Annotated in this window: 9 protein-coding genes; 3 read left to right on the forward strand and 6 right to left on the reverse strand. The window is 73.6% G+C overall.

What is annotated here, in order from left to right; genetic code table 11:
- The 4 genes from EAO77_RS08215 to EAO77_RS08230 all read right to left on the reverse strand — a co-directional run.
- Nucleotides 1–809 (reverse strand): class I SAM-dependent methyltransferase (locus EAO77_RS08215; protein ID WP_147989025.1); only part of this gene is annotated, 809 nt, incomplete at its 3' end.
- 170 nt (nucleotides 810–979) lie between these two features.
- Complete coding sequence (locus EAO77_RS08220; RefSeq protein ID WP_147987380.1) at nucleotides 980–1,630, reverse strand: hypothetical protein; 651 nt, start codon at nucleotides 1,628–1,630, stop codon at nucleotides 980–982.
- A gap of 150 nt (nucleotides 1,631–1,780) precedes the next feature.
- Nucleotides 1,781–4,207 (reverse strand): dolichyl-phosphate beta-glucosyltransferase, encoded by a 2,427-nt coding sequence (locus tag EAO77_RS08225; RefSeq protein ID WP_147987381.1) that lies wholly within the window; start codon nucleotides 4,205–4,207, stop codon nucleotides 1,781–1,783.
- On the reverse strand, nucleotides 4,204–4,947 hold the full coding sequence (locus EAO77_RS08230) for a GntR family transcriptional regulator (protein WP_147987382.1): 744 nt from the start codon (nucleotides 4,945–4,947) through the stop codon (nucleotides 4,204–4,206). The genes EAO77_RS08225 and EAO77_RS08230 overlap by 4 nt, the downstream gene beginning before the upstream one ends.
- A gap of 99 nt (nucleotides 4,948–5,046) precedes the next feature.
- On the opposite strand from EAO77_RS08230, the gene EAO77_RS08235 reads away from it, so the two are divergent.
- Nucleotides 5,047–5,496, forward strand: coding sequence for a hypothetical protein (locus EAO77_RS08235; protein WP_147987383.1), 450 nt, complete (start codon nucleotides 5,047–5,049; stop codon nucleotides 5,494–5,496).
- A 15-nt stretch (nucleotides 5,497–5,511) separates the two neighbouring features.
- On the opposite strand, the gene EAO77_RS08240 is transcribed toward EAO77_RS08235, so the two are convergent.
- The gene (locus EAO77_RS08240) at nucleotides 5,512–6,528 is read right to left on the reverse strand and encodes a GlxA family transcriptional regulator (RefSeq protein WP_147987384.1); all 1,017 of its coding nucleotides are present in this window, start codon (nucleotides 6,526–6,528) and stop codon (nucleotides 5,512–5,514) included.
- 106 nt (nucleotides 6,529–6,634) lie between these two features.
- Here EAO77_RS08240 and EAO77_RS08245 point away from each other — a divergent pair, with 106 nt between their 5' ends.
- Nucleotides 6,635–7,567 (forward strand): NADP-dependent oxidoreductase, encoded by a 933-nt coding sequence (locus EAO77_RS08245; RefSeq protein ID WP_147987385.1) that lies wholly within the window; start codon nucleotides 6,635–6,637, stop codon nucleotides 7,565–7,567.
- A 117-nt stretch (nucleotides 7,568–7,684) separates the two neighbouring features.
- On the opposite strand, the gene EAO77_RS08250 is transcribed toward EAO77_RS08245, so the two are convergent.
- A complete protein-coding gene (locus EAO77_RS08250) occupies nucleotides 7,685–9,421 on the reverse strand; it encodes an FG-GAP-like repeat-containing protein (RefSeq protein WP_187283154.1) in 1,737 nt (578 codons plus the stop codon).
- 195 nt (nucleotides 9,422–9,616) lie between these two features.
- Between EAO77_RS08250 and EAO77_RS08255 the strand changes: the two genes are divergently transcribed.
- Nucleotides 9,617–9,778 (forward strand): FG-GAP repeat domain-containing protein (locus tag EAO77_RS08255; RefSeq protein ID WP_410088525.1); only part of this gene is annotated, 162 nt, incomplete at its 3' end.

The raw sequence follows: 9,778 nt of genomic DNA on the forward strand, positions 1-9,778 counted from the left end.
CCGGGCTCCGGCCCGGTGAGGGGCTCGTGGCGGGAGACGGGGTGCTCCGGCGTGCCCGTCGAACGGTCGGCCTTGACGCGGATCAGCGGACGCCCGGCGACCTCCTCCACGCCGTGCCACAGGTCCGTGCGCCCGGCGAGCCACTCCAGCAGGTCCTCGCGCACCGGGTCCGGATCGCCCCAGGTGCCGTACAGCTTCGTACCGGTGATCACGACGGGCCGCAGCCCGGTCGTCGGGACCGCTCCCCACACGGCGGCCGCGACACCCGGGCAGTGCTCGGCCCGGAAGTCGTCGAAGGCCACGATGCCGTCGGGGACGAGCAGGGTGCGTGCCGCCTCGATGTCGCCGTGGACGTGCTCGTAGAGGTGGGAGGCGTCGACGTGCACGAAACGGCAGCTCGCCGGGGCGACCCGGGAGGTGATCACCGAGGTCGGCGCCTGGACCAGGGTGGGCAGGGCGTCGTGGAAGGAGAGGTAGTTGGCCTCGAAGGCACGGCGGGTCAGGGTCGCGTAGGAACGGTCCATCTCGGCGCCGTTGGAGTCGTCGGGCGCCGGGGAGTCCCACAGGTCGCAGACGGTGAACGACTCCCCCTCGCGCGGATAGCCGCCCAGGAAGACGGCGCTCTTGCCGAGGTACGCCCCGAGCTCCAGCAGGTCGCCCCGCAGGCCCTCGGCCTCCTGGCGCCTCAGGAACCAGTCGAAGAGGAGCTGGTCCGCGGGCCAGAACCAGCCCTTGACGTCGTCGAACCGCTCCGGCCTGGGAAGTTCTTCCGTGGCCACCGCCTGGGCGGGGGTGTTCGTCTGTGACATGCCCCGGTCCTACCGGCCCGAGGTGTCGCCCGGCGGTCGGCCGTCTTACGGGACCGCGTCCGCAGGCCGAACGCCGGGGCCGGGTGACGGCACGTCCGGACGCGCCGCGGGGCAGCGCACGCACCGGGTGCGTGCGCTGCCCCGCGGCATGCCGGCCGGGAGCAACGGCGTCAGCTGAAGATGATCATCGAGCCCTGGCCGAGGCTGCGCGTCGCCGCCGCGTGCAGTCCGAGCCACACGTGCCGCTCCCGTGCGAACGGGCTCTCGTCGTAGGGGATCGGCCCGGCGGGCTCCTCCAGGGCGGTGGGACCGTCCGGGGGCCGCGGGGCGGCCGGCGGGTTCGCGGGGTCGATGCCGATCTCCGGGGCCACGTACTCCAGTTCGCGCAGCAGGCCCTGGGTGGAGCCGAGCGGGCCGCCGCCCTCCAGCAGCTCGTCGTTGAACAGGGGCGCGGCGAAGTCCACCGGGACGTAGGCGCCGGCGTGGTCGTAGTGCCAGACCAGGTGCGACTGCTGCGCGGTCGACTCGAACATCTCAAGCAACTGCTCGTAGTCGCCGCCCAGTTCGTCGACCGGAGTCACGGCGAGACCGCACAGCTTCAGCAGGTAGGCGCGCCGCAGGAAGTGCAGCGCGTCGTAGTCGAACCCGGCGACCGGCGCGACGTCGCCGGACAGGCCCGGCATGTAGGCGAAGACGGGCACGGTCGGCAGGCCGGCTCCGGTCAGGGCCGCGTCGTAGGAGGCGATCTCTTCGGCGAACGGGTTGTCGGGGCTGTGGCACAGCACGTCGACAAGGGGGACCAGCCACAGGTCACAGGCCAAGGGAAGGCTCGCTCTCAGCGGTTCGGGCGGTTCGGTCGGCGGCGCCGTTCGGATCAGGGCACTCGGGGCGGGGGCTCGGGCGCCGGCGGGGCGCGCGGACGGTGGACGGGACAGCGTAATACCGGGGGAACCCGGGGCGAAGAGTGCCCGTCACCGGGCGCCGCCCCGCGCTCCCACGTCCCATACCCATACCCCCGCCACACGTTCTCCCGGCGTCCCGAGCAGTTTCGTGACCGTCTCGTGCAGCGGGCCGTCGTTGAACTGCGGGGGGAGCACCACCACGCCGGCCTTCCAGGCCGCGAGATCGGCCCGGGCCTGGGCCTGCCAGCCGGGGCCGAGTTCGGGGACCCGGCCCGTGGTGCGGACCTCTCCCAGGAGGTTGGAGGTGTGGCGCGGGGTGGCACCGTAGATGCCGATGCGGTCGGGCCCCCACGGGCCGTTGAAGTAGCCCCCGGCGACCCGGAAGCCGAGCCCCGTGGACGACTGCCAGTACAGCGCCTCCGCGCTGCCGGGGTCCGGCAGCGGCACGGTGACGAGCGACTCGCCCTCGGCGAGGTAGTCGCGGTAGACGCCCTCGGCGATGAAGCCGGGGACCGGGCCCCGCTCCCGCACCGGATACGGCGTCGGCAGCACCGGCACCAGCGCGGCGGCCAGGACGACCAGGCCGGCCGTCCTCGTCCGGCGCCGCGGCGCGGCGGCGAGCCGGTCGGCGGCGAGGGCGAGCAGCATGCCGATGACGGGGGCGCAGATCATCGCCACCCGGGACTCGATGACGGACTCGAACAGCGGCTGGTGGGCCAGCGCCCGCCACGGCCCGGTGAGCACGATGTCCGTGTACGGGATGCGGAACGTCGGCCCGAGCGACAGCAGGGCGGCCGCGACCCCCGTGGCGGCGAGCGCCCGCACCGCCCCGGACCGCCACAGCGCGATCACGATCGCACAGGCCAGGGCGAGCACGGGCCAGCCGAAGAAGGCGTTCTGCTCGGTGCGGTTCATGGCGAGCGGGTCGGCGCCCGCGTCGGTGCCCAGCAGCGCGCGGCCCGAGAACTGGAGGAACGCGAGTGGGCTGTTGCCCGCGTTGTCGCCGTGCAGGACGCTCGTGTAGCTCTGCGGCCCGAAGAACTGCCAGCCCAGCGGGAACACCACCAGCGGCAGGCAGACCGTCAGGGCGGTGCCGATGCCGCGCAGCAGCGGCCGCCAGGCCGCCCGGGCCACGTCGCGGCGGACGAGCGCGTAGGCGAGGGAGAACAGCAGCATGCCCACGGCGGCGAGCAGCAGCGGCTCCTCGCCGAGGAAGATCTGGTACGTCGCGAAGAGGCCGAGCACCACCCCGTCGCGGGTCACCCTCCGGCCCTCGCACAGCCTCAGCGCCCGGTCGACGATCAGCGGGATCATGAACAGGACGAGGAAGTTGGGGTGGGCGTTGCCGTGCGAGATCATCGGCGGCGCGAACGCGGCGAAGGCGCCGCCCAGCGCTGCCGCCGCCCTGTGGCGCACCAGGCGCCGGGCGATCAGCCAGTACCAGGCGGTGGCCGTCGCCGCGAGACCGAGTGTGAGGACCAGCGCCCAGGTGACCGTGGGCCCCAGCAGCAGGGTCACGGGCGTGAACGGGACCGACAGGCCCAGCATCGCCGTGTTCGCCATGAGGTTCACGCCGTCCGGATTGTTCTGGAGGGTGGTGAACAGCGGATTGCGCAGATGCACGACGTTGTCCGCGGTGACGGCGAAGAACCACTCCCACTGGTTCTGGTCCTGGCCCGCGTCGCGCAGGTAGCCGTGGTCGAGGTCGGCCCACAGGCCCTTGTAGAGCAGGACCGAGGCGAGCAGGAAGAGTCCGGCGACGGCCAGGTCGGCCCGGCGCACGGCCCGGGCCCGCAGCCGCAGCAGTTCCAGCAGCACCCGGCCGTAGTCGCCGGGCCGGACCTTGGAGCCGGGCATGTGCGACCAGCGCACCGGTACCTCGGTGACGTCCCACCCGGCACGGCGGAAGTGCCGCAGGATCTCGACGTCGATGGCCCAGCCGTCGAGCCGGGAGCCCGCGAAGGCGGCGCGCGCCCGTTCGCCGTCGAAGAGCTTGAACCCGCACTGGGTGTCGCGGATGCCGGAGACCGCCACCAGGCGTATCAGCCGGTTGCCCATCCGGCCGAGCCATTCGCGCAGCCGCCGTTGGTGGACCTCTATCCGGGCGTCGGGGTGGGCGCGGGAGCCGATCGCGGCGTCCGCGCCCGTCGCGGTCAGTTCGGCGTCGAGGCGGTCGAGTTCCTCGATCGGGGTCGCCAGGTCGGCGTCGGTGAAGAGCACCCGCCGCCCGTACGAGGCGAGGACGCCGGTGCGCAGGGCGTGCCCCTTGCCGCGGTTGGCGCCCTCCGAGAGCAGATGGATGCGGGGCTCCTCCGCGGCCGCCTCCCGGGCGACCTTCGCGGTGCCGTCGGTGGAGCCGTCGTCGACGACGATCAGCTCCCAGGTGCCCCAGCGCCCGGGGTCGGCCCGCAGATGGGCGCAGATCGCGTCGAGCGTCGGCCGCAGACGTATCTCCTCGTTGTACGCCGGGACGACGACAGTCAGATCCACACTCACCGCTCCTGATGCTCCTGGCCTTCTCGTCCCCGCTTCTCCCGCCGCTCCAGCCGGTCGGCCCACGCCAGTTCATGGGTGTTGCAGGCGGCGATCTCGTCGCGCACCCCCCGGGCGTCGCCGCGGGTGACCGCGTCCACGATCCGTGCGTGGCCGCTCCACAGCCAGGGGGCCGGGTCGGGGTCGGACCGCAGCCGGGGCACGGCGAACACCCATGCCTGCACGCGCAGCCGGTGCAGGAAGTCGGAGACGTAGCGGTTGGACACGGCCGCGGACAGCTCCCGCCAGAAGCGGAGGTCGTAGCCGATCAGGATGTCCAGATCGCCGGCGCGCGCCGCCCGGGCGGCCTCCTCCGCCCGCCGGCGCACGGAGACCAGGGTCTGCACGTCGAACGGCCCCGGGCCGGGCTCGTGGCGGCGCCCGGTCCGCTCGTAGTGCTGGAAGACCCCGTCCACGACGAGGGCCCGCGCCTCGACCATCATCCGGTAGTCGGCGACGGAGAACTCGTGCACCTTGAACCCGCGGTGCTGGTCGGAGTCGAGCAGCCCCTGGGCGGACAGGTCGACGAGCGCCTCGCGCACGGGGGTCGCGGAGACGCCGTACTGGTCGGCGATCTGGCGGACCGTGAACTCCTGCCCGGGGCTCAGCCGTCCCGCGAGCACCTCGTCACGCAGCGCGTCCGCGATCTGCTGTCGCAGGGTGCTGCGGGTGACGGCGGTGCCGCCGCTGCCGTTGCCGGGCATCCTGGCGTTCTCCTTCTGCTTCGGTCCCGGACACGATAGGCCAGGGACCGGCGCTTTCGACCTGGAGCGTACGGTCCGGACGGGGAAGGAGACACGCACGTGACCGATGTGTTCGAGCCGTCGAGCGGCGACGGCCCGGCGGCGGACGACCCGGGGCGGGCGGCGGAGGTCCGCACCGCTTTCGAGGGCCTGCTGCAGATCCGCCGCCTCTCCCATCCCGGCGCACCCGATCCCGGGGCCGTCCCGGCCCCCTGGGAGACCCACCGCATGGCGCGCGCCGTGGCGCTCGCCCTGGAGGCGGCCGGGATCCCGCCGTCGGCTGCCGCGGCGGACGGCACCCGCACGGCGACGGGCTACCGGGTCCGCGACGGCGAGCGGCCCCGGACCGTGCGGGTCGAGTGGCTCGGCCCGCACGGCAGCGGCGCGGCCCACGAGGAGGACGCCCGCCTCAAGGAGTGTGCCGCGGCGCTGACCCGCCTCGGCTGGGAGGCTCTGCTGTACCGGGGGCCGCGCAACCGCCGGTTCCTGGAGGTCGAACCCGGGGTCTGAGGGCGGCCCGGCGCGTCAGCGGCCGGCGGGCACCGGAGCGGGGCCGGCTCCCGGCGCGGGGCGGAAGGTGTGGCGGTAGGCGGTCGGGGAGACGCCGAGCGCCGCCGTGAGGTGCTGCCGCAGCGACGCCGCCGTACCGAAGCCCGCGCGGTTCGCCACGGCGTCGACGGGCAGATCGGTGGTCTCCAGCAGCCGCCGGGCATGGTGGACGCGCTGCTGGGTCAGCCACTGGACCGGGGTCGTGCCCGCCTCGTCACGGAAGCGGCGGGAGAACGTGCGCACGCTCATCCGGGCGTGGGCGGCCAGTTCGGCGAGGGTCAGCGGCTGTTCCAGCCGTTCCATCGCCCAGGCGCGGGTGGCGGAGGTGGAGGCCGCCGACGGGGGCGGCACCGGCCGCTCGATGAACTGCGCCTGGCCGCCCTCCCGCCACGGCGCCACGACGCACAGCCGGGCCACCCGGTTGGCGACGTCGCTGCCGTGGTCGCGGCGCACGAGGTGCAGGCACAGATCGACGCCCGCGGCGACACCCGCCGCGGTGAGGACGTCCCCGTCGTCGACGAAGAGCACCCCGGGGTCGACCCGTACCCGGGGGAAGGCCCTCTGGAAGGCGTCGGCGTCGTTCCAGTGGGTGGTCGCGCGGCGGCCGTCGAGCAGGCCGGCGGCGGCCAGGACGTACGAGGCGGTGCAGATGGAGACGGTACGGGTGCCGGGGCGCAGCGCCGCGAGGGCGCCGGCGAGCGGGGCGGTCAGCCGGGTGCGGGCGGCGCCGGGGCCGCAGGCGTACGGCGGGATCACCACCGTGCCGGCCGTGGCGAGCACCTCGGCGGCGTGGGCGACGGTGACCGAGAAGTCCGCGCTCGTGCGGACCGGTCCGCCGTCGAGCGAGCAGGTGAGGACCTCGTAGAGCGGGGTGCCGTCCGGGCCCTCGGCGGTGCCGAAGATGCGGACCGGGATGCTCATCTCGAAGGGGTAGACGCCGTCGAGCGCGAGGACGACGACACGGTGCGGTGCGGATGCCCGGGCTGCTGCCATGGCCAGATCCTTGCACACCATGGCCATCCGGCCACTCGATCCGCGTTCCCCCACGGCACAGGGTGGTGCGTACCGACCCGTGCAGTCTTCGTGAGGGAGCAGAACCATGCGTGCCATCGGCCAGGACGTCCTCGGCGGTCCCGAGGTCCTGAAGATCGTCGAGACCGAGCGGCCCGAACCGGGCCCGTCCGAGGTGCTGGTCCGCGTCCACGCGGCGGGCGTCAATCCGACCGACCTGTGGCACCGCGAGACCGGCGGTCTGCTCGCCGACCACCCGGTGCGCCTCGGCTGGGACGTCTCCGGCACCGTCGAGGCGGTCGGGCTCGGGGTGACGGTGTACCGGCCGGGCGACGCGGTGTACGGCATGCCCCGGCTGCCGCTGCCCGCGGGCGCCTACGCGGAGTACCTCACCGCCCCCGCCCGCCAGCTCGCCCCCAGGCCGGCCGGGCTCTCGCACACGGAGGCCGCGGCGCTGCCCGTGGCGGCGCTGACCGCGTGGCAGTCGCTGGTGGACACCGCGGGCGTCGCGGCGGGGCAGCGGGTGCTGGTCCACGCGGCGGCGGGCGGCGTCGGTCATCTGGCGGTGCAGATCGCCAAGGCGCGCGGAGCGTACGTGATCGGCACGGCGAGCGGCCCGAAGCACGCCTTCGTGCAGGCCCTGGGGGCCGACGAGGTCGTCGACCACCGGGAGACCGACTTCACCGAGGCGGTGAAGGACGTGGACGTCGTCCTCGACGCGGTGGGCGGGGAGTACGGGCCGCGTTCCCTGGACGTGCTGAGGCCGGGCGGAACGCTCGTGTCGCTCGCGTCCCCGGCGGAGGCGTATCTGGCGGACGCCGCCCGGCAGCGCGGCCTGCGTGCCGGTTTCATGATCGTCGAACCCGACGCCGGGGGTCTGCGGGAGATCGCCGCGCTGGTGGAGTCGGGCCGGCTGCGGGTGCACGTCGACGCGGTGCTGCCGCTGGCGGAGGCGGGCCGGGCGCACGAGCTCGTGGCCGGCGGCCGGGCGCGCGGGAAGATCGTGCTCGCGGTGGAGTGAGACCGCCGCCGTCCGCGCGCGGGAGGACCGTGGCACGCGTCCGCCCCCGCCCGCTCCGTGGAGGAGCGGACGGGGGCGGCGGGCCCGGGAGCGCCGTGGCGGCGTCCCTGGCCGGGGTCAGCGGATGCTGGCGTAGGTGTTCCAGCCGGTGCCCAGGGAGACCTTGGGCTTGAAGTTGCCCTTGCCGTCGGAGTCGTAGCGGTAGAGCGTGCCGTTGCCGCTGCGCGCGACGAGGTCCGCGCGGCCGTCGCCGTTCATGTCGCCCGGCGCCGCGAGCGTGAAGGAGCCCCAGCCGGAGCCGATCAGCTTCTTCGCCTTGAACGGGCTCGACGAGACGCCCGTGCCCTCGTAGAGGTACAGCTTGCCGTCCTTGGCGCGGGCGATCAGGTCCGCGCGGCCGTCGCCGGAGAGGTCACCGGCACCGAGCAGGGCGTTGAACTGGCCCCAGCCCGTGCCGACCTTCTGCTTCGACGCGAAGCCCGTGCCGTAGCCGTTGCCCCGGTACAGGTAGAGCGTCCCCGAACCGTCGCGGGCGACCATGTCGCCCTTGCCGTCGCCCGACAGGTCACCGGGGCCGACCAGGGTGTTGTACACACCCCAGCCGCCACCGATGTCGGTGCCGTCCGCGTTCAGGTTGTAGAGGTGGCCGTTGTAGACCTCCAGCAGGTCGGAGTAGCCGTCCGCGTCCAGCGAGGAGAAGTGCTGGAGCTTGGCCCCCTTCCAGGCCCCGCCGTCGCCGATCCGCTGGCGCGGGGAGAACTTCCCGTTGTTGAGGTCGTAGTAGTAGTAGAGGCTGCCGGCGGTGTCGAGCCCGATGAGCTCGTCCTTGCCGAACGAGGGCACGCTGCTGCCGCCTGCGAAGCGGTCGACCGTGTTCCAGCCGCTGCCGAGCTCCACCCGGGGGTAGAAGGCGCCGGTGCCGGTGGACGAGTAGCTGTAGAGGGTGCCGGCGTAGGTGCGGGCCAGCAGCTCGGCGTTCCCGTCCTCGTCGAGGTCGTCGATGCTGAACAGCGTGTTGAACATGTTCCAGCCGGAGCCGACCAGGACCTTGCCCTTGAAGGGGCGGGTCGCCTCGCCGGTGCCGCTGTAGAAGTACAGCTCGCCCGCGGTGTTCCGGGTGAACAGGTCGGCGATGCCGTCGTTGTTGACGTCGTTCATGCCGACGAGCTGGTCGAACTGGTTCCAGCCGCCGCCGACCAGGGTGCGGCCGCCGAGCGGGTGCGCGCCGTTGGTCGAACCGGTGTAGAGGTACAGCTCGCCGGAGTGGGTGCGCGCGAGCACGTCGCCGATGCCGTCACCGGTGAGGTCGCCGGGCGAGAAGACCTTGTTGTAGATCTGCCAGCCGCCGCCCGACCAGTAGCGGTAGGGGGAGTACGTGTCGTTCGCGTAGGCCGAGAGCGTGCCGGTGGACGAGAGCGTGAAATGCACCGGACCGTCGTCGCGGAGCCCGGCCGCGAGGAAGACGTCCTTGATCAGGCTGCCGTCGTCCTGGTAGGAGAGCTCCCAGCTGGAGGCGCCGTTGTCGGCGAAGACCGTGCCGCCGATGCCCTGGAGCACCATGTCGGACCAGCCGTCGCCGTCCACGTCGCTGCGCGGGGCGGCCAGCGGGGCGTCCGCGTCCTGGGCGCTGAAGGCGCCCCTGTTCACGTCCGGACGGGGCAGGTCGAGGCTGGGCAGCTCGGCGCCGGCCTCGGGGCGCTCGATGCTGCGGTGGGGCGCCGGGTTCTCGTCGGCCTGGGCGGCCGGGGCCGACAGCAGCATGCCGGCGGCCAGGGCCAGCGCGGTGCAGGCGGCGACGCGCACACGGGCGCGGGTGTTTCTGCGCGAACCGGCCGCGGCACGGCCGGATTCCATGGAAGTCAAGGTCCCCCCTCGAAGGGTGTCACCTGCACAGCCGTCCCGGTCCGGCGCAGCGCACACGGCGCGCGCCCGGAACAGAGGGGAAGACGGTGCAAGGAAGCTAGCACCGTTACAGACGCGCGAGACGTGACAAGGGATGTACGGGATCGGCGATCAATTTCCGAGGGCTCGGGCGACGGCAAGGGCGACATGGTCGCCCGCGACGGTTCGGGGACGCTCTACCTGTACCGGGGCAACGGCTACGGCACGGGCTTCGCGTCGAAGCAGAAGGTCGGCACGGGCTGGGGCCAGTTCAACGCCCTGCTCGGTGCCGGTGACCTCTCCGGCGACGGCCGCGCGGACCTGATCGCC

It is taken from the genome of Streptomyces sp. T39 (assembly GCF_008042045.1).
Classification (GTDB): Bacteria; Actinomycetota; Actinomycetes; order Streptomycetales; family Streptomycetaceae; genus Streptomyces.

Bases quoted from the DNA above. Each gene is read 5' to 3' on its own strand.
- EAO77_RS08230 (WP_147987382.1), bottom strand. From the start codon at position 4,947: ATGCCCGGCAACGGCAGCGGCGGCACCGCCGTCACCCGCAGCACCCTG.
- EAO77_RS08240 (WP_147987384.1), bottom strand. From the start codon at position 6,528: ATGGCAGCAGCCCGGGCATCCGCACCGCACCGTGTCGTCGTCCTCGCG.
- EAO77_RS08245 (WP_147987385.1), top strand. From the start codon at position 6,635: ATGCGTGCCATCGGCCAGGACGTCCTCGGCGGTCCCGAGGTCCTGAAG.
- EAO77_RS08250 (WP_187283154.1), bottom strand. From the start codon at position 9,421: ATGGAATCCGGCCGTGCCGCGGCCGGTTCGCGCAGAAACACCCGCGCC.